The sequence below is a fragment of the Anabaena sp. UHCC 0451 genome (assembly GCF_034931405.1).
GTDB lineage: Bacteria > Cyanobacteriota > Cyanobacteriia > Cyanobacteriales > Nostocaceae > RDYJ01.
This window is the reverse complement of sequence record NZ_JAYGHA010000001.1, coordinates 34,317-54,390: the sequence shown is the minus strand read 5'-3', so window position 1 is coordinate 54,390 and position 20,074 is coordinate 34,317. Positions and strand designations below refer to the sequence as shown.

15 protein-coding genes are annotated in these 20,074 nt (G+C 36.7%); 2 read left to right on the top strand and 13 right to left on the bottom strand.

The annotated features are described in order from the left end of the window. Positions 1–244: 244 nt before the first annotated feature. The 5 genes from VB694_RS00245 to VB694_RS00225 all read right to left on the bottom strand — a co-directional run bounded on the left by VB694_RS00245 (position 245) and on the right by VB694_RS00225 (position 6,459). Complete coding sequence (locus VB694_RS00245) at positions 245–1,594, bottom strand: (Fe-S)-binding protein (RefSeq protein ID WP_323358306.1); 1,350 nt, start codon at positions 1,592–1,594, stop codon at positions 245–247. Between the two features lie 194 nt (positions 1,595–1,788). After that, positions 1,789–3,075: an FAD-binding oxidoreductase gene (locus tag VB694_RS00240; protein ID WP_323358305.1), complete on the bottom strand. Its 1,287-nt coding sequence runs from the start codon at positions 3,073–3,075 to the stop codon at positions 1,789–1,791. A gap of 96 nt (positions 3,076–3,171) precedes the next feature. Further along, on the bottom strand, positions 3,172–3,393 hold the full coding sequence (locus VB694_RS00235) for a DUF4327 family protein (protein WP_323358304.1): 222 nt from the start codon (positions 3,391–3,393) through the stop codon (positions 3,172–3,174). Positions 3,394–3,560: 167 nt separating this feature from the next. Beyond that, on the bottom strand, positions 3,561–5,456 hold the full coding sequence (locus VB694_RS00230; protein ID WP_323358303.1) for a CheR family methyltransferase: 1,896 nt from the start codon (positions 5,454–5,456) through the stop codon (positions 3,561–3,563). 130 nt (positions 5,457–5,586) lie between these two features. Next, on the bottom strand, positions 5,587–6,459 hold the full coding sequence (locus tag VB694_RS00225; protein ID WP_323358302.1) for a polyphosphate kinase 2 family protein: 873 nt from the start codon (positions 6,457–6,459) through the stop codon (positions 5,587–5,589). Between the two features lie 407 nt (positions 6,460–6,866). Between VB694_RS00225 and VB694_RS00220 the strand changes: the two genes are divergently transcribed. Together VB694_RS00220 and VB694_RS00215 are read left to right on the top strand one after the other, a co-directional pair. Beyond that, positions 6,867–8,210 carry a histidine phosphatase family protein gene (locus tag VB694_RS00220; RefSeq protein WP_323358301.1) on the top strand — a complete coding sequence of 448 codons (1,344 nt, stop codon included), beginning with the start codon at positions 6,867–6,869 and terminating at the stop codon, positions 8,208–8,210. Between the two features lie 125 nt (positions 8,211–8,335). Further along, positions 8,336–9,604 carry a dihydroorotase gene (locus VB694_RS00215; RefSeq protein ID WP_323358300.1) on the top strand — a complete coding sequence of 423 codons (1,269 nt, stop codon included), beginning with the start codon at positions 8,336–8,338 and terminating at the stop codon, positions 9,602–9,604. 91 nt (positions 9,605–9,695) lie between these two features. On the opposite strand, the gene VB694_RS00210 is transcribed toward VB694_RS00215, so the two are convergent. From VB694_RS00210 to VB694_RS00175, 8 genes are all read right to left on the bottom strand, one after another. Continuing rightward, a complete protein-coding gene (locus VB694_RS00210; RefSeq protein WP_323358299.1) occupies positions 9,696–11,366 on the bottom strand; it encodes a DNA methyltransferase in 1,671 nt (556 codons plus the stop codon). A gap of 215 nt (positions 11,367–11,581) precedes the next feature. Next, positions 11,582–12,205, bottom strand: coding sequence for a 4Fe-4S single cluster domain-containing protein (locus VB694_RS00205; protein ID WP_323358298.1), 624 nt, complete (start codon positions 12,203–12,205; stop codon positions 11,582–11,584). 254 nt (positions 12,206–12,459) lie between these two features. Further along, positions 12,460–13,275 carry a radical SAM protein gene (locus VB694_RS00200; protein WP_323358297.1) on the bottom strand — a complete coding sequence of 272 codons (816 nt, stop codon included), beginning with the start codon at positions 13,273–13,275 and terminating at the stop codon, positions 12,460–12,462. 123 nt (positions 13,276–13,398) lie between these two features. Then, positions 13,399–14,622 carry a bifunctional sterol desaturase/short chain dehydrogenase gene (locus VB694_RS00195; protein ID WP_323358530.1) on the bottom strand — a complete coding sequence of 408 codons (1,224 nt, stop codon included), beginning with the start codon at positions 14,620–14,622 and terminating at the stop codon, positions 13,399–13,401. Positions 14,623–14,702: 80 nt separating this feature from the next. Then, a complete protein-coding gene (locus VB694_RS00190; protein WP_323358296.1) occupies positions 14,703–15,674 on the bottom strand; it encodes a 2-dehydropantoate 2-reductase in 972 nt (323 codons plus the stop codon). 63 nt (positions 15,675–15,737) lie between these two features. After that, entirely contained in the window at positions 15,738–17,231 is a 1,494-nt protein-coding gene (locus VB694_RS00185) for an acyl--CoA ligase (protein WP_323358295.1), read from the bottom strand. 79 nt (positions 17,232–17,310) lie between these two features. After that, positions 17,311–18,354, bottom strand: coding sequence for an ABC transporter permease (locus VB694_RS00180; protein ID WP_323358529.1), 1,044 nt, complete (start codon positions 18,352–18,354; stop codon positions 17,311–17,313). A 121-nt stretch (positions 18,355–18,475) separates the two neighbouring features. Further along, positions 18,476–19,963 carry an ABC transporter ATP-binding protein gene (locus VB694_RS00175; protein ID WP_323358294.1) on the bottom strand — a complete coding sequence of 496 codons (1,488 nt, stop codon included), beginning with the start codon at positions 19,961–19,963 and terminating at the stop codon, positions 18,476–18,478. Positions 19,964–20,074: the final 111 nt, after the last annotated feature.

The window sequence follows — 20,074 nt, the reverse complement described above, 5'->3', positions numbered from 1 at the left end:
TCCATTGTCAGGGTTTAGCAGTGCTTAATGGTGTCAACTTAAGGCTTGGCGAATGAAATATGGCTTCGCCACGCCAAGGGCGAACACTGCTATACAAACAAAGTCCGCCTGCGCGGACTAACGAAAAATTAAGGATTTGAAACCCACGCAGGTGGGTTTTCCCAGTATAGACGCGGTTTCTAACCGCCTGTTCCACTTATCAATTACTCTCAAAAGGCCAGAGTTTTTCCCCAGAAAAATGATATTACATCTTCAATTTTTCTCCCCGAATAGAATAATCTAACAACTCCATTGGGTGCATAACAGAAATACTTTTATCTGGCAAATATTTACTAATTTGCAAACTACAACCAGGGTTAGGAGAAGCAATTAACTCAGCACCAGTATTAATTAAATTCTGCGCTTTTTGTTTACCTAATTCCTCAGCAATTTCTGGTTGTAGCAGATTATAAACACCTGCACTACCACAACACAAAGCCGCATCTATTGGTTCTCTTAACGTCACTCTAGGAATTTTTCTTAATAACTGACGGGGTTGAACACTGATTTTTTGACCATGCAATAAATGACAAGCATCTTGATAAACTAAAGTGAGATTTTTATCAGTTAATGGTGAAAGTGTAGCAGTTAAACCCACATTAGCTAAAAATTCCTGTGCATCTTTCACCTTTGTGACAAAGTTTTTAGCTTTCTCTGCATATTCTGGGTCATCAGCTAAAATGTGACCATATTCTTTTAAAGTATGACCACAACCAGCAGCATTGATAATCACAAAATCGACATTTGTATCAGCAAAACTATCAATCATTTGTCTTGCTAAAGCTTTCGCTTGTTCCGTTTGTCCTTGGTGTTCAGGAAGTGCAGCACAACAACCTTGAGATTTAGGAATTACCACTTCACAACCATTAGCAGTTAAAACCCGCACTGTCGCTTCATTAACAGGAGAGAAAAATAGACGTTGAACACATCCTAAAATCATCCCCACACGATATCTTTTTTCACCCTTTGCAGGGATGATATCTGGTAAATTATCTTGAAAAGTTTTAACAGTAATTTCAGGAAGAATAGATTCCATAGCTGCTAATCTGGGAGATATAGCCTTGATTAACCCAGTAGCGCGTAATAACTTAGAAACACCCAACTTCTGATAAACGAATAAAGGCAAAAGTAAAATTCTTAAAACATCAGGATTAGGAAACAGAGAAAAAATCAATTGTCTGATTAACTTATCAGAAAAACTGCGATTATAATTTCTCTCCACCTGATGACGAGTTGCCGAAATCAACTTATCATACTGCACACCAGAAGGACAAGTTGACACACAAGCAAGACAACCCAGACAAGAATCAAAATGTTCAACAGTAGCAGTATTTAAAGCAATTTCACCTTCATTAATAGCATCCATTAAATAGATACGACCCCTGGGTGAATCCATCTCCTTACCTAACACCCGATAACTCGGACAAGTAGAAAGACAAAAACCACAATGAACACAACTATCAATCAACTTAGGATCAGGAGGATGATTAACATCAAACCCCTTTAAATCCTTAATACTAGCAGTATTATTAACAGCACCATCTGAAACTTGCATTATTTTATTCCCCTCTTAACCTCTGCGTTCTCTGCGCCTCTGCGGTTCGTTTTCTTAAATCCTAAATCCCAGCCACAAACCGACCAGGACTTAAAATATAATTACCATCAAACTGTTCCCTGTGAAACTTGCATTTATCTTTCCCCTCTTAACCTCTGTGTTCTCTGCGCCTCTGCGGTTCGTTTTCTTAAACCTTAAATCCCACCAACAAACCGACCAGGACTTAAAATATAATTACCATCAAACTGTTCCTTAATCCCCCGCATAATCTGCAAAGCATTACCATCATAACCCCAAACATCCAACTTTTCTTTTATCTCCACAGGTGCAGATAAAACACTTAAAAACCCCGAATTAGTTTCACATAACTTACGCAACGCCAAAACTTGAATTTTATTTTCCAACCGCACCAAACCCAAACCGCTACTGAGATGAATCAAACCGATATTTATTTGATTAATCACCTCTACCGCAGTAGTTGGTAATACTCCTATTTTGCAACTTATTTCAGCATTATTAACAGCAGGATGTATTATTTCTGTTAATCGTTGCCATAGATTAAACTCATTTTCTGCTGAATAAATTGCCCCATTTAAACCCAACTGTTGCCCAACTGCCAAAAGTCGGTTTGACTGTTCCTTCACACTTTCAGTAATACTTTTAAACTGGACAATTAAGCCAATTCCGTTACCTAAACTTAAATCAGAAACTAATTGATTTGATATTATGTCTGCTTGAGTTGGTGTTAATTCAGAACTTTGAAGAATGGTAGCAGCTTGGGAGATTGCTTCAGCTTTACCAGTTAAAATAACTGTTGCCGATGTTTCAGGTAAAGGATACACTCGAAAAGTGATTTGGCTGATAATTCCTAATGTACCGTAAGCACCGGTGAACAATTTCATTAAGTCGTAACCAGCAACATTTTTTACTACCCTTCCTCCAGCTTTAGCTATTTTTCCATCAGCACGGATAAAAGTTATACCTAAAAGTTGGTCACGCACACTACCATAACGTTGACGCAGAGAACCTGTATCAGCAGTAGCTACAATACCGCCAATAGTAGCAGAATTGGGAAAACTGGGATCTAAAGCTAAGGTTTGCCGAGATTTGGCTAAAATTTTCTGAAGTTCGCCAAATTTCATTCCTGCTTCCACAGTCACAGTTAAATCACCTACTGCGTGTTCTATGAGTTGGTTGATACGTTCTGTACTAACAACAATATCAATATTTTTACCCAAACCACCCCAGTTAATTTTACTCGCACTACCACAGGGGAGAACACGCCATTGATTGCGGTTAGCAGTGGCCATGACTGCGGCCAGCTGTTCCTGAGTGTGGGGATAAACAATACAACTGGGATGGCTGTTGGAGTCCATCGCTAGTTGAAGGCGTTGTTGCTGACTGGGTTCGAGATTTTCCCAAGGTAAGACAGCATTTTCTATGTTAATAATAGATGCAAGAGAAGAGGTGATCGCATTCATTAGTGTATTTTCATATCCTCTTTACTAATGTACTAGTTAATTTGACAAAAAAATACACACGAACAGTTTTTATTTACCAAAAATTGATGTTACTTTTCAATCTTCTTCCCATGTTTCACAACCAATCAGGTCAATAATTCTATCTCTGAGCAAATATTCATGTTTTTCCAGTTCATTCTCAAAATAAGGCCATTCACGCTCAGGAATATATTTACACATTGCATAAATCGGCTGTTGACGGCTCACAAGTCCTTTTTTTACAAGTATAATTGCTTCATCTTTGATGACTTCAATGTCATATTTAATAGCAGTATCCATAGCGCATTCTCTCATTAACTATCAAGGAATTAACAGACAAAACTATAATTTTTTGCCTGTAATGTATGTACTTTAAATATACAACTAATTATAGCTGATGACTCCGGCAAGCTACCGCGAACACGAGGCTATGAAAAATTAAATTGTATTCTGATAAGCTTGATATTTTACTGTTGTTGTCGTCTTTCTTCCAGTTCTTTGACGGAAATCATACTTTTAATTTTGTCTATATCTGCCATAATTAAAACTACTCCTTCTATTTCTTGATCAATTACGGGAGTGAGAGCAATATAACATTTAATTGGCTTACCTCGGCGATTTGTAGTTTCTAGGATCATTTCTTGCAAATCACTTTTACCAGATAAGGCATCACGGATCGGCGATCGCAATTGCTCCACAGGTAAGCCAATATCTAAGATAAACAGTGATGTCTTGATCACTTCATCAGCACGCAGTCCCCATAAATCTTCTACTATATGATTCCAAATTAAAATGTTAAAGTTTTTGTCAATTACAGCCATGCCTATTTGCAGACTTTTGAGAATAGAAATAATAAAAACATTTTTATGATTAAGTTCTAATGTGCGATCGCTTAACTCATAATTAATTGTCTGTAATTCTTCATTGGCAGATTGCATTTCTTCATTCATTGTCTCCAGTTCTTGATTAGTAGATTGGAGTTCTTCGTTTGTAGTTTCTAATTCTTCATTAGTAGATTGAAGTTCTTCATTAGTAGTTTCTAACTCTTCATTAGTAGATTGGAGTTCTTCATTAGTGGTTTCTAAATTTTGTCGAGAACGTTGCAGTGCTTCTTGAAGTTGAATATAACGACTAACATCATTAAAAGAGATGCTCACACCTAACAAGGTGAAATCATCATCTTGTAGAGGTGTAATTCGCACATCTAAATATTGCTTTTCTGCGTTAGATAAATACCTTTCTACATTTGTCAGGATGATAGGACGACGTTCTTTAGACACGCTGTCAATCAGCGATCTTAATTCTAGTGGTCGATAGGAAAGTTCCAACTCATGAAAAGGACGATTTAAATCCCGTATGGATAAACCAAATAAAGTCCGAGCTTGCTCACTCATGATCACCAATAAACCATTAGTATCAATAACTATGCTTGCCACTGGGACTGCATCAAAAGCTAACTCTCGCAGTTTAGAATATTTAGATAAATATTGGCTAGATTCATCTTCTCCTGTATTTGTCATCACCAAGAGGCGTTCTCGCACATTTTTTGATGAAACTTTACTAAAGATGCGGTTTTTTAAGTCTATAGGCGTAAATAAATTGGAATACATCAGGAGCATTTCTGCTTTACCTAAAAACAGATAGCCAGTATCATTCAGGGCAAAATGAAACCGAGTCATAATTCGTCCCTGAACTTCAGAATTGAAATACATCAATGTATTCCGACACACTAATAAATCTAACCGAGAAATTGGCGCATCCTGAAGTAAATCATGACAGCCAAAAATCACACACCGACGCAAGTCTTGACGAAATATATAATTATTCCCTACTAACTCAAAATATTTATCCCTTAGTTCTGTCGGTACAGCATCGACTTCTTTAGCTGAATATATAGCTTGACGTGATTGATTGAGAGCTTCTTCATCAACATCTGTAGCGTAGATTTTAACTCGCTGACGAAAATCTTCTGCTCCCAATGCTTCAGCCACCAATATAGCTAGAGTATAAGCTTCTTCTCCAGAGGCACAACCAGCAGACCAAATGCGAATTTGCTCACCAGTTTTTTTGCCTTTAATAAGATTAGGTATGACTTTTTTTCCTAGATATTCCCAAGCAGCAGTATCCCGAAAAAAGTCAGTGACATTAATCAAAATAGTATTAAACAAATAATGAAATTCTTCTGGATAAACTTCTAGATAGTCGATATAATCACCAAAGTTATCTATATTCAAAGATTGTATTCGTTTAGTTACTCTACGAATCAAAGTTGAACGCTTATAACCAGTGAAATCAAAACCCCGATGTTCTCTGATATAAATGAGTAGATTTTCAAAATTGGGAGGTTTTTCTGAGGCAGTCATAAATCACTAATAAAAATGCTTTAATATCTTATGCTTTGTTAAACAAAACGTCAATGACGAGTAATTACAGCAGAATTCATGCAACTGATAATTATGCTGAAACATCTTTACATTCTTGTTCACCAGATATTTATTCATTTTCATTTTCCAACATTTTTTTAGCGTGTAAAAGTTTCTGCTTATGCTCTTCACTAACACTAGGATATTGTAAATTCAATTCTCTTAATTTAGCGCAGATAATTTCTGAGACAACCAAACGTGTAAACCACTTGCGATCAGCCGGAATAATATGCCAAGGTGCATACTTAGTGCTAGTGTGGTTAAAAACATCCTCATAAGCCATCATATAATCATCCCAAAAACCTCGCTCTCTCACGTCATTAGCTGAAAACTTCCAATGTTTTTCTGGGGATTCAATACGGTCTAAAAAGCGGGTTTTCTGTTCTTTTTTTGAGACATTGAGAAAAAACTTAAGTACAATAATTCCATTATTGACTAGATATTTTTCAAAATTATTAATTTCTTCAAACCGCTGCTGCCAGATTTGATTACCATCAGGAATATATTGGAGTTGTTGTTGTTTTAGTATTTCTGGATGTACCCGTACCACCAGTAATTCTTCATAATAGGAACGGTTGAATATACCAATTCTACCCCGCTCTGGTAAAGCCTTCATCGTTCGCCATAGATAATCATGATCTAATTCTTCATCACTGGGAGCTTTGAAACTAAAAACCTGACATCCTTGAGGATTAATCCCAGACATCACGTGTTTAATAGTGCTATCTTTACCAGCAGCATCCATTGCTTGAAAAATAATCAGCAAAGCACAAGTATTTTGAGCATAGAGAATATTTTGATAATTAGCTAGTTGTTTAATACCTGCTTTTAATTTTCTTTTGGCATCAGCTTTTTCATGAAATTCAGCTTTATAACTTGGGTCATAATCATCTTTTAAAGAAATATTAGCCCCTGGAGAAACAATAAAAGGCTTGTGATTCATTTGTAATAGCACCTTAGTAGAACTGATTCAGAAATTTTGTCTAACCTTGATGGTGAGAACGCATTACTTCCCTAGCAATTATAAACTTAAAGCTCGGTTAATGTCTTCATAAAAGAGTCGCCGAGAAGCCCACACTCACCTGAAAGGGAGTGTGTGGAGTATGTCACCGACAACTGACAGTCAGGGTTTAGCACTGCTCATTGGTGTCAACTTAACGTAAAACCCTTAATAAATAAGGAGGAGGAAAAGAGCGATGGCGCGGAATGCACTGCTATAGGCGATGGATTTTTATTAGACATCCTGAAAAATCAAAGATAACTTTTGAGATCAACGCTCAACCAATCTAAAAGATAATTGTGCCAACGTTTTACAGTAAAATTAGTCCTTTAGAGAGAAGAGGTTTTTTAATGACTCGTGTTATCATTGTGCGTCATGGGCAAAGTACATATAACATTGAAAGACGTATCCAAGGACGTACTGATGCGTCAAGATTAACGGATAAAGGTCAGAGTGATGCTAGTAAAACGGGACAAGCACTGAGTAAGATTGCATTTAAGGCAATATACAGCAGTCCCCTTAACCGCGCAAAAACGACAGCAGAAATTATTCGTAGTCAGTTAGTGGAACAGTCGGCGATGATTCAGGTTTTTGATCAACTCATAGAAGTTGACTTACCTTTATGGGCAGGAATGTTATCTGCTGATGTCAAAGAGAAGTTCCCTGATGAGTATAGTGTTTGGAAAAAACGCCCCCATGAATTGCGAATGACTATAAATGACGCAGATGGGACACGGGAACATTTTCCGGTTCTGGCTTTATATGAACAAGCACAGCAGTTTTGGGAAGAAATTTTATCCCGTCATCAAGGGGAAACTATTCTCATAGTTGGGCATAATGGTATTAACCGCGCTCTAATTAGTACAGCTTTAGGTATTCCTCCTAGTGGTTATCACGGACTCCAACAGTCTAATTGTGCAATTAGCGTTTTGAATTTTGCCGGCGGTTTGGGTCAACCAGTGCAGTTAGAATCAATGAATCAAACGCAACATTTGGGAGATACTTTACCCACCTTGCGACCAAATCACAAAGGATTTAGGTTGTTATTAGTGCGTCACGGTGAAACCGAATGGAATCGTCAAGGTAAGTTTCAAGGACAAATTGACGTTCCTCTGAATGATAATGGTAGAGACCAAGCTGCAAAAGCTGGGGAGTTTCTTCAAGATGTGGCATTTGATTTTGCTTTTAGTAGCACTATGGCGCGTCCTAAAGAAACAGCAGAAATTATTCTTAAACAGCACTCTGATATTAAGTTACAGCTATTAGATGGTTTGAGGGAAATTAGTCACGGAACTTGGGAAGGTAAATTTGAATTAGAAATAGAACAGGGTTTTCCCGGAGAGTTGGAACGCTGGCGCAATGTACCTGCCGAAGTGCAAATGCCAGAAGGTGAAAATTTACAACAAGTACATGAACGCAGTGTAGCGGCTTGGCAATCAATATTACAAACTGCTGAAGAAAATCAACTACAAATTGGTTTAGTAGTGGCTCATGATGCGACTAATAAAACTTTGCTTTGTCATATCTTGGGTTTATCACTAGAAAATTTCTGGAATTTCCGTCAAGGTAATGGTGCGGTGAGTGTGATTGACTACCCTAACGGTGCTAGTGGTTTACCCGTATTGCAAGCGATGAATATTACTGGTCATTTGAGTGGGGGTGTATTAGATCAAACAGCAGCAGGGGCATTGTAGGATATTAGTGACGGAATTTTAGATTTTAGATTTGAGCTTTTTCTATCAATCCAAAATCTAAAATTTACACATAACAATAAAATAGACAAGCAGTGAGAAAAATTATACTTAATCTTTAAGAGCGTATGATAACTGAATTTTTACAACAAGTAAGGGTAATCGATCCGGTTTCGGAAACTGACCAAATATCTGATGTGTTAATTGTTGATGGTTATATCCAAGCGATCGCACCACAAATTGCTGATATTAGTGCTGATATTTCTATTCAAGATTGTCGGGGTTTAGTTCTCGGTAATGGTTTAGTTGATTTATATAGTCATTCCGGTGAACCAGGTTTTGAAGAAAGAGAAACGTTGACTTCTTTTTTGCAAGCTGCCTCTGCTGGTGGTTTTACTAGGGTAACAGTATTGCCTGATACATTTCCGGTTATTGATAACCCGGCTCTCGTTGCCCAGTTACAGAAGCAGATTAAGTTAGAGGAAAGTTTACATTCTTCTCCCCATCTTCAAATTTGGGGTGCGATTACCCTCGATTTAGCAGGTAAGCAGTTAACGGAATTTGCTGATTTAGCTACTGCTGGGGTTGTGGGTTTTACGGATAGTAAACCTTGGGAAAATTTGGGTATAGTCAGACGGGTTTTAGAATATCTGCAACCTTTTGGAAAAGTTGTGGCGTTTTCTCCATGCGATCGCCATTTATCATTAAATGGGGTGATGCGAGAAGGTGGGGAAGCTTTGCGGATCGGTTTACCCCCAATTCCAGCTAGTGCAGAAACTGGTGCGATCGCTGCTTTGTTGGAGTTAGTCGCCAATATGAGAACGCCTGTACATATTATGCGGGTTTCTACGGCGCGGAGTGTAGAATTAATTGCTACTGCCAAATTACAAAGTTTACCAGTAACAGCCAGCACCACTTGGATGCACCTATTACTAAATACAGCAGATGTTAAGAGTTATCACACTAGCTTGCATTTAGACCCACCTTTAGGTAATGCCAGTGATGTGGCGGCTTTGCGTGCAGGTGTGCGTGGAGGTGTGATAGATGCGATCGCTATTGATCATGCAGCTTACACCTATGAGGAGAAAGTTCAGGCTTTTGCAGAATCACCACCAGGGGCTATTGGTTTAGAATTAGCATTACCTTTATTGTGGCAAAACCTGGTAGCAACTGGGGAATTTACAGCTTTAGAATTATGGCGAGTTTTGAGTAATCAACCAGCAGCGTGTGTACAACAAGAAATTAAACCTATCAAAGTTGGTGAAAAAGCCGAATTAACATTATTTGATCCTGAACAAATCTGGACAGTTAATCGAGAAAATCTTCATACACTTTCTCATAATACACCTTGGTTTGGACAACAAATAAAAGGTCGAGTTTTACAAACTTGGTGTTAAAAAAGATAGATCCCCGACTTCTTTAAAGAAGTCGGGGATCTGGGTATTACTGATTTAGTGTAACCCAACAACAGCACATAAGCACATAATTCTAAAACAACTCACCCTGTTCTCCTATATCCTGATTTTCCCGTTGTGCTTTTTTAAATGTCAACTCTCCTTGTTTCATATCAAAAAATTCAGGTCGTTTTTCTGCTGTTAATAATTCTTCAATCGTTAAAATTTGCATCTTTGCATAATTTCTGCCATTTCCTGCTTTATAAAAACCGGAAGATGCTGCTTCTTTAATCATTGGTTGCGTGGGAGGTGTCAGAGTTACAAATAATCCAATTTCTGCTTTATTGGTTTCCATTGTACCCCGCAAATCTCTAATCATAGCTGCGTTAATATTCTTCCCACCTTTAACGCTAACAATGATTTTTTTTACTGCGGTTTTATTTGATTTTTTGATATCTATCACATCTTCAAAAAATATTAAACCATCTATTCCCCCATCTGCACCTTTCTTTTTATCTTTATATGGTTGTGCATTTACCAAAGAACAAGCCCACCATTGAAATTGATAAGCATCTCTATTAAATAAATCTAATGCTGCGGCTAAATCTTTGGGTGTACCTTCTACTTCAAATTCAATACCTGGTACTAATTTTTGATTTTTATTTTCATCTTCAATAAATTTGTTAGGGAAAGCATCTCTTAATCTTTTTTCTATTAATGCAATAGCTAAATGAGTAATATCAATTCCGATCCAATTTCTCCCTAAATTTTCGGCTGCGTGTATTGCTGTTCCACATCCACAAAATGGATCAAGTATAATATCACCTTCATTACTACTAATTTTAATAATACGTTCAAGCAATGATTGTGGTTTTTGTGTAGGATATCCTAAAGCTTCTTTTGCTTGGGAATTTACAGGTGGTATATCATCCCAAATATCAGGAATTACCTTACCTTCAACTTCATCTAAATAACGTTTATAACGTGGTGTTTTTCCTGTTGGTGGTATGGCTATTTTACCTTGACTTAGCCACTCTTGAGCGCGAGATTCTGGCATTCTCCAACCATTTTCAGGAGGATCACAATCTAAGAGTTTATAAAAATAACCTTTGCTAGTTTTGGTATTTGATAAATCACCAAATTGAAATCTTCTACCGTCACCATCAATATTACAATAATATTGATTGATATATTCATCTGCATAAGGCAATTTCAGAGGATTCCATGTAAATTGATTAGATTTTACATAGTAGAAAATGATATCTGTAACTCTCGCGTACTTTTTAGCATCACTATGACTGCTAGTGCGTTTCCAAGTAATTTGATTACGATAATTTCTCACATCAAAAATCAAATCTAAAATCATTTTTAAATAATGACTTGCGGTAGAATCACAATGTAAATACAAACTACCTGTAGATTTGATAACTCGATGTAATTCTATTAATCTAATTGCCATCATTACCAAATAAGCTGATAATGAATTTTTGCCTAATGTCCTCACTAATAAATCTAATAATTGATATAATTCACCTTTTTTATCTTTAATTTCATCTAAAAATCTTTCTGATTCAATTCCCCATGTCCATGTATCTTCAAAAGCTGTAATTTGAGCATCTGATTTTTCACCAGTGGCATTTTTAAAGATAATATTATAATTAGCTTTGGAATTAAAAGGCGGATCAAGATAAATTAAATCTATAGATTCATTGGCAATGTTATCTCTGAGAACTTGTAAATTATCACCGTAGTAAAGACGTTTCATAGATGCTATAATATCTGTAATAATTGATGGTTTATAAATGAAGTTGTGAAAATTATATCATTAATTGATAGATTAAATAAATAAATAAAGGGGAGCAAAATGCTCCCACTACTAAAGGTGATAAATAAGGCGATAAGATCCCCGACTTCTTTGGTTTATTGTGTCCATAAATGATAAATTGATCTGGTGAAGTCGGGGATCTGGGTATTACTGATTTAGGTTAATTCTAACCAACCTTGATAACCAGTGACAATGCGATCGCCATCTTTGAGAACGTGAACTTCTATTTGATCACTAGCCCAACTAATTTGATCTTTAAAATCAGGGTTAAACACATGAACCTGTTGATTTTTAGAAGAAACAGGAGATAAAGGAGAATGAATTGCTTGAGATTCGATAAAAGGACCGTCAACTAAAATATCTAATTGTGCTAATAATTCTTGAGAACCGTCCGGTGCTGATTCAGCTTGTAATTGCTTGAGTGTAAAACCAGTAAAAGCCATCACATTTAAGCCAGCGTCTTTAACTTTACGTGCTAAACTCGCCAGTGCAGATGCTTGCAAAAATGGCTCACCACCGGAGAAAGTTACACCTGTATTATGAGGATTTTTGAGAATATCTGTGGCTAGACTATCAATAGAAACTAGCTTGTTAATTTCAAAAGTCCAAGAGTCGGGATTAAAGCAACCAGCGCACTCACGAGGACAGCCTTGCACCCACACCACAGCGCGACAACCAGGACCATTAACTTCTGACTTATCAACATAACCCATAATATTGAGATAGCCAGCGGGAATTTCTGTGAGTGCTAACAATGTTTCGGTTGACGTTGTTTCCATCTCTATTAACTCCTTAATTGAAAATTATAATATCATGTCCGTTTAAAAACTTATCATATCTTTTAAGGCTAATCATTGGTAATTACAATGGTAATTGTAATTAATCTGACCGAAAAATTTTAGATTTTGGATTTTAGATTTTGGACCCTAGAATTTTCGGTACAAGCCCTGCCCCTTCAGGGCGGAATTAATCCAAAATACTCGCTGCGCTGCGTACGCTGCGCTAACGCCAATCTAAAATCTGTTGACTTGATCTAATTCTGTGTCGGGTAACGCACAGGAATTTTGGTAGCATTGTGAATTGTTGCAGCCATAGCATTGATTTCTTCATGCGTGATCAATTGAAAATTCTCACAAGTATAGGCGCGAATTTCCTGAATATCATTACCTCTAGATTCTAGCTGTCTCACTACAGTCCGGTTACGAGAAGGAATATTAAGTTGAATTTCATCAGGTTGGAAAAGTTTAAGTAAATGGATATACTTAGCTTGGGTTTCTGTTGTCCAAGCCGATAGAACCATGGTCTGGATTGTCATCTTTCCCTGATATTCTTGTCTAAATTGTGTAATTCCTTGAATAATATCTGATAAATCAATTGTCTCTACAGGTCGATTAATTTGCCGTAGTTGATTTGACGAAACCGCATCCAGTTTGACGGCGACAATATCCGCTAGTGATAAAGCCTTACGGACTAATTGATCACCTAATAAAGTGCTGTTAGTTAATACTACTTTTGGTTGTTTGAAGATTTCCTGTGTAGCTGCGAGAATTTCCCCTAAATTTAGTGCTAGAGTAGGTTCACCACTACCACTAATAGTTACTACATCTAAGGGTATTTCCCTCTGGGTGATTACTTGCAGTTCAGAAATAATTTGGCTAGTGGGGACGAAAATTTGCCGTTGAGTTGTTTGTTGCTGAATATTACCTAACTGACAATAGACGCAGTTAAAAGAACAGGTAGATACTATACCAACAGGGTCTATACCCAGAGATCGTCCAAATCGCCAAGATTTTACTGGTCCATAAATTGAGGCACAGCGCGGTTTTTGGTTGGATGGCAATGCGCTCATAATTACCTCACAATTTAGCCCTAATTTGATATCTGTTGACATCACACAAAACACTTGATTCTTTATAATTTAGAGCTAGTTTGTGAGGAACTTGTGAGGTAATTGTAAAAATGCGAGGGAATGCTAACTACCCTTCACGGCTTTACTAAATAGGCGACAGTAAAACCATGTCATAAGTTCCTTGATGGGAAATAGTAAATAAGTTAGCGGGTTGACAGTGACAATAATATTTCTGATATCCCGCTTGGCTAAAAACAAAATTCCCCGTGCAACTTGCGTTGCTGACATCACACCATAGGGATTAAGTTGACTTTTAAAAGGTCCTAGAATTAATTTTCTAATTACACAAACTCCGTCTAAACGTTTGAGAGTAATAATATCACCTAACGCCCTTTTACTAAGTTCATAAAGTGGACTTAAAGCCGGAGAAACTTCCGCTTCTGATGTATTCACCCAAATTTCCTTAGTTGCTTTTGCTTCTGGTCCGGTGACAGTTGCAGAAAATATATCTATCAACCGCAAAGCAGAAAAAGTGTTGACTTCGTAGGAATTTTGAATAGCTGTTGATGTGCGATCGCCATAAACATTCACCCCATGATTGATTATTAAAATATCAACTTTTTGCAAGTTGGTTTTTAGTTCTGCTTCATTTCCTAATTCCCAAAAAAGCACCTTTAAACCAGTTTGTGATGCTATCTTATCTGGGTTAGTTGTTAAAGCAATCACCTTGGCATTATGCTTAATTAATTCTGTAGTTAAGGCTTGTCCTAAAGCACCTGAAGCACCAGTTAAAGCAATAGTTTTACCTTTTAAAGAAAGTCCTGTGCCGAGTATTTTATCCACAAGAGGAAATACACCACTATAATAAGCATTCACATCATCAAAATGATGTCGCCAATGATATGTTCTATTCACCAACCAAACAGAAGGAATTGCTTCTAAAGGTCCAGGTAAATGATTGTAATCTGTATCTATTGTGCCTTGGAAATAACGCAAAGATGCAGCATATAAAAAAGTTCCAGCATAAGCGACTCCTAACCATACACCCCATTGCTGAACAACTAAAGCGACGATGGTTAATAGGACTACCAGTATAATTGACTCAACTATGTCGTGATACAATTGTGAATCTGTGTAAGCTTTTTGGGAAACTAAAGTTAAATCCCGACGGTAAGCTGCATGATGCTTATTATGCCATTTTGCCAGCCAATTGACTTGATGACACAAAGCATGGTAAATGTCTCTTAATATCTCCGCAAGCAACAGGGAAGAAAAGCCCCAGGTAGTGAACTGTAAGCAGTTGTTTACTACAACCCAATCAATTGTTAAACTTTGAGCCAAAATCATCATCTTTTTGGTAACACCATTTTTCCTTAATTATTCTTAATAATAGATAATGATGACCCAAATTTATGAAAATGTTAGTTTTAATGAGTAGCTTCCAATAATTTCACACTGGCATAAAGTGCATCAATATAAGGCGTGGGTGTTTGCGTGAGTTTACTTAATTCTATAACTGCACCAACAATTGCTTCTATTTCCGTTGGTCGTCCTGCTTCGATATCTTGTAACATTGAGGTTTTATGAGCGCCTACTTTTTCTGCACCATTAATTCTTTGTTCTAAACTAATGCCAAAATTGATACCTAGCTTTTCAGCGATCGCTTGAGCTTCTAACATCATATTTTTAGCTAGTTCACGGGTAAGGGGATATTTAGCAATACTTTCCAGCGTTGCACCAGTCAAAGCACTAATGGGATTAAAAGCAATATTTCCCCATAATTTCACCCAGATTTCTGTTCTAATTTGATTGCGTACTGGGGCTTTAAATCCGGCTTTTTTCAACGTTTGGGATAATAATTGGATACGTTCAGATTTAGAACCGTCGATTTCACCCAACGTAAATCTTTCACCTTCTATGTGCTTAATTACTCCAGGTTCGACTATTTCCGCAGCGGGATAAACCACACAACCTATTACCCGATCAATATTAATAGAGTTTTCAATTATACCATCTGCATCAACTGATTTGATGTTTGTCCCTTCATATTCCCCCCCATGTTTGCGGAAATACCACCAGGGAACACCATTTTGAGCCGTTACTACTATTGTTTGATTATGATAGAGATGGGGAAGCAGGGGAGCGATCGCTTCTACACTATTAGTTTTTACTGCTAAAATTACAACATCTTGGGGAGAAACTTCTGTAATATCACTGGTAGCTAAGGCTGGGGTAGCAACCAATTCAGAACCATCATTAGAAATTAACCTGAGTCCATTTTTTTGAATAGCTTGTAAATGCAAACCACGAGCAATTAAAGTTACTTCTTCACCTGCTAAACTTAACTTAGCACCGAGCAAACCACCAATAGCACCAGCACCAACAATACAGATTTTCATAATTCGTAATTTGTTATTTACACATAGATCCCCGACTTCTCCAAGAAGTCGGGGATCTGAAACCTACCTAATATTCAATAACTTAGCCATTGCTAAACGTTGTAATTTACCCGTCGCACCACGGGGTAAAGATTCTAAAATGTGAATTTGTTTAGGTACTTTAAAATCAGCTAACATCTTTAAACAATGTTGCTGAAGTTCCTTTTCACTAACTTCTAATTTCAGCACCACAGCAGCATGAATTTCTTCACCTAAACTTTTGTGAGGTACAGCAAAAGCTAAAGCTTCAGAAACCGCAGGATGACGTAATAAAACATCATCAATTTCTAAAGGTGAAATTTTTTCCCCACCCCGGTTAATTAATTCCTTAATTCTCCCAGTTAAACGCAAATATCCATCTTCATCAATTTTTCCCTGATCACCTGTACGAAACCAACCATTAACAAAAGCAGTCGCGTTAGCATCGGGATTATTTTCATAACCATCAATGACATTTGCACCTTTAACAACTACTTCCCCCAAACTACCTTGAGATAACAAATTACCTTCATCATCCATAATTCCCACATCGACATTAAAACCATAACCCACAGTTCCCGGTTTACGGATTTTTGGTGGTAAGGGATTTGTTGACATTAAGTGTGCTGCTTCCGTCATACTGTAAGATTCTAAAACGGGAGAATTTAAAGTATTTTCTATTTGTTCAATAATAACTGGTGCTAAAGATGCACTACTAGAACGAATGAAACGGAAGGGGTTATTTTTAACAATTTCCTGATTACGAATTGCCCGTGCTAATATTGTTTGGTGCATGGTAGGCGCGGCGGAATACCAAGTAGGTTTATAGGTTTCTACCAGTTTCCAAAATTCCAAAGCATTAAAACCATTGGGACAAATTAAAGTTCCTCCTGATGCTAGGGTTGCTAATAAACATCCTACCAATCCATGAATGTGGAAAAGTGGCATTAAACAAAGTGTAATATCAGCAGATGTGAGGGAATAAGCACTGATGATATTGTTAGCTGAAGCGATTAAATTACGATGACGAATAGGTACACGTTTCGGACGGCTGGTAGTACCACTGGTATGTAAAATCATGGCGATATCATCAGCTTCGGGTGGTTCTGTATTGATAGTTTTTGCTGATGTTTGTTTTACTAATTTAAAGTTTAAAGTTCCGTCATTATTAACTTGGGCATTAATTAACATCATATCGGGTGTTGCTGCTGCTATTGCTGCTTCTTGTGTACCCGGTAATGTAATTAATGCTTTTGCTTGGGTATCTTGGTAATAAAAACTAAATTCTTCTTGTTTATATTTAGGATTTAAAGGTGCAGCAGTTCCACATAAAGCAGATGCTAAAAATGTGATCGCCATTGGTGTACCATTATTCATGGCTATGGCTATTCTGTCTCCTTTTTTTAACCCAAAGCTGTGGAGTTGAGATACTAATTTAGTTATATTTTCACGTAATTGCTGATAGGTAATGATAGCACCATCAGGAGTGATCAAAGCTGAATAGTTGTTTTCTTGGCTAAATAATGTAAATATGTTCATTTTATTAGTCATTAGTCATTAGTCATTAGTCATTAGTTATTAGTTATTAGTCATTGGGAAAGAATTTTCTCCCCTGTCCCTAGTCCCCAGTCACCTTTCCTCGATATTCTAAAGCTAAAGCGATCGCCATAAATAAAATAGTGAAACCTTGAATAGCAGAAACTACTGTGATTGGTACTCCGGCGCTACGTTGCATAATGTTTGCACCACTGCGAAGGGAGGCGAAAAATAGGGAAGTTAAGACTACACCCCAAATATTACCACGACTTAAAAAGGCGATCGCAATCGCATCAAATCCATAACCCGGAGAAACTTGTGCAAATAAGCGATATTTTAAACCCATGACTTCACAAGCACCTGCTAACCCTGCTAAACCTCCGGCTAAACTCATGACTAACATAATAGTGCGTTCTACAGAAATTTTCGCATAACGGGCGGCGATAGGGTTAAAACCAACGGTGTTAATTTGGTATCCTAAAGGCGTTTTCACTAATAAAATCCATAAAATCACTGCTGTAATTAATGCCAATAAAATTCCGGCATGGGCGAGACTTTGAGGTAAAATAATTGGTAATTGGGCAGTTTTAGCAATTAATTCTGTATAAGGACTAGGTGCATTTGCCGCTTTTAAAGGATTTTGAACTAAATAACTAATTAAATTGATAGCAATGTAATTTAAAAGTAAGGTTGTAATTACTTCATTAATTCCTTTGATAGCTTTGAGATAACCGGGAAACCAACCCCAAACTGCACCAAAAATAAACCCTGCAAATAGCGCCAAAGGTATATGAATAAATGCGGGTATTCCTTGAATATATAACCCAATTAAACTACTTCCTAAAGCACCTAAATAAATTTGTCCTTCTCCACCAATATTAAATTGTCCACCTTTTAAAGCTACTAAAACGCCTAAACTGGTAAATAGTAAAGGTGTCATTTTTGTAAGGGTATTACCAAACCCAAAATAGGTAGTCAGGGATTCTTGAAATAAAGCTGTATATGCAATAATAGGATTAGCACCCGCTAACAATATTAAACCAGCACCAACTAATAAAGCTAATGTGATCGCAATTAGTGATGATAGAATTGGTAATAGATTTTGCAGACGATTACAAGTAGTCATCATAGCAGTTATTAACCAAGATTTTGCTAATCCTCCCAGATACCCGACTTCTGAGATCAATTTATCATTTATGAACACAATAAATAAAAGAAGTCGGGGATCTTATCGCCTTGGGATCTTATCATTTAATATCTCTTCTCTTACTACCTGCCATTAATAAACCAATCTCTTCAATAGTTACCGTTTGTGCATCTAAAATATCTAAAAACTCACCTTGATATATTACCGCAATGCGATCGCTCATGGCCATTATTTCTTCTAACTCAGTGGAAATATACAAAATAGCCACCCCTCTTTCCCTTTCTCTTAACAACTTTTTATGTACTACTTCCGTCGCTCCCACATCTAAACCCCTGGTAGGTTGCATTGCTATAATTAAACTTGGTTCACCTGCTAATTCTCTCGCTAAAACTACCTTTTGTTGATTTCCTCCTGATAAATTACTGACTTTAATATTTTCACTCTTGGTTCTGACATCAAAAGCTAATATTGCTGACTTAGCATGATCTTTAATTACTTGTTTTTGTAATAAAAAATTTCTCACAAATGGCAGGTTCTTAAAAACTTTTAAAATTAAATTTTCTCCGATATCGAATTGTAAAACCAATCCCATTTTTTGTCTGTCTTCGGGAATATAACCAACTTTAAAAGTTTGATTATTTTCAAAATTATATTCAACTTTCCCATGTTTAATATTTCGCAACCCTGCAATAGTATCAGCTAATTCTCGTTGTCCATTTCCATCTACACCAGCAACCCCTAAAATTTCCCCTTCCCGTAATTCAAAAGAAATATTGTTAACAGCATTTATACCCCGCTCATCTACAACTTGTAAATTCTCTACGGATAATAATCTTTTACCCAAAGATACAGAAGATTTTTGTAAATTTAAAACCACTTCTCGTCCTACCATTAATTCTGCTAATTCTTGATTTGTGGTATTTTTAGTATTAACTGTTTTGACAACTTTACCCCGACGCAATACAGTTATATCATCACAGAAACTCATGATTTCTGATAATTTGTGACTAATAAAAACAATCGTATTTCCATTATTAGCCAGTTGAAGTAAAATAGTAATTAAAGATGTTACTTCCTGGGGTGTAAGCACTGCGGTAGGTTCATCCAGAATTAATAACTTAGCTTGACGATAGAGAACCTTGAGAATTTCTACCCGTTGTTGTATTCCTACTGGTAAATCTTGAATTTTAGAACTTGGGTTAATTTCTAATTGATATTGTTGAGATAAAGCAGCTATTTCTTGATGTTTGTGACGTAAATTTAAACGCCAGGTTTTTTCAGTTCCTAAAATAATATTTTCTGTAACTGTTAAACTGGGTACAAGCATAAAATGTTGATAAATCATGCCAATACCTAGTTTAATAGCTATTTTAGGAGAGGTGATATTTACAGGTTTTTCTTCTAAATATATTTGCCCAGAATCTGGTTGATAAACACCGCTAATAATATTCATTAACGTTGTTTTTCCTGCGCCATTTTCTCCTAAAATTCCATGAATCTTCCCAGCTTCAATAGTTAAATTAATATTGTCGTTAGCAACAAATGAACCAAAGGATTTAGTGATATTTTCTAATTGGAGATATATCATTTTTTGTCTGATAGCGATCTGATTATTTATTTTAGTTATTTTAGAAGTCGGGGATCTGGGTATGAACGATTAAAAATCTCAGTATTTGTAGGGTGCGTCAGATATAACCAA